Origin of the sequence: Mesorhizobium sp. M7A.F.Ca.CA.001.08.2.1 (assembly GCF_003998455.1) — a bacterium.
GTDB classification, from domain to species: Bacteria; Pseudomonadota; Alphaproteobacteria; order Rhizobiales; family Rhizobiaceae; genus Mesorhizobium; species Mesorhizobium ciceri.
In genome coordinates, this window is the sequence record NZ_RZPW01001368.1 from 1 (window position 1) to 666 (window position 666).

Annotated in this window: 2 protein-coding genes; both read left to right on the top strand. The window is 58.6% G+C overall.

From position 1 onward, the window contains the following. Nucleotides 1-206: 206 nt before the first annotated feature. Nucleotides 207-407, top strand: a complete 201-nt coding sequence (locus EN914_RS37445; RefSeq protein ID WP_013525113.1) for a hypothetical protein — start codon at nucleotides 207-209, stop codon at nucleotides 405-407. 9 nt (nucleotides 408-416) lie between these two features. Beyond that, nucleotides 417-638: a hypothetical protein gene (locus tag EN914_RS37450; RefSeq protein WP_127389786.1), complete on the top strand. Its 222-nt coding sequence runs from the start codon at nucleotides 417-419 to the stop codon at nucleotides 636-638. Nucleotides 639-666 lie beyond the last annotated feature (28 nt).

The following is a 666-nucleotide window of genomic DNA, read 5'->3' on the forward strand; positions in this document are numbered from 1 at the left end:
GCCTTGGAACACTTGTGTCATATCGAAGTTCGGCCCGCATAGGAGAACCGAGATGGCCATCCCACAAGCGGACAACGACAACCACCTGCGCATGAAGCCGGCTCATCGAGGCAAAATCTCGCCCAAGGGGGCGATACACCAGGTTAGAGCACGACCCAGGTACAAAATGGCTCTGCGGGCGACAAGAATTAAGGCGAGGCGCTGAGATGCCGCGGACCAATAATGACGCTCGCAACGAGAAGACCACATCAGCTGCAGCAATCATTGTCGACAAGGAACGTGCTGAGCGCGCCGCCAAGACGGCGCGGTTAAAGGAAGCGCGCCTCGCACAGGCCATCACGCCGTCTCCCATAGAACGCAAGCAGCGTGTCACCAAAAAGGTTCGCAGGATTTTTGTTGCTGGCTAGGAGGTGTCCGTGACGCGCAATCATGACAAGGAAAGATACGACCGCGCCAAACGCATCAGCCAAGAGACGCTGGCCGCTGAACGCGCACAACGCGCCGAGAAGACGGCGCGGCTGAGACAAGCAAGGCTTGCACAGCGTCCGGTGGAGTCGTCGCCGGCGCAGCCGCAAACTCGCCGCAAACCCATCCAGGCTCTCAAAAAGAGAAGCCGTAAGGTGATCGAAGTCTTTTAGGCTCTCCACATCCGTGCGGAACACTGGG

Excerpts from the sequence above, each read along its gene's own strand:
- EN914_RS37445 (WP_013525113.1), top strand. The coding sequence starts at position 207 with ATGCCGCGGACCAATAATGACGCTCGCAACGAGAAGACCACATCAGCT.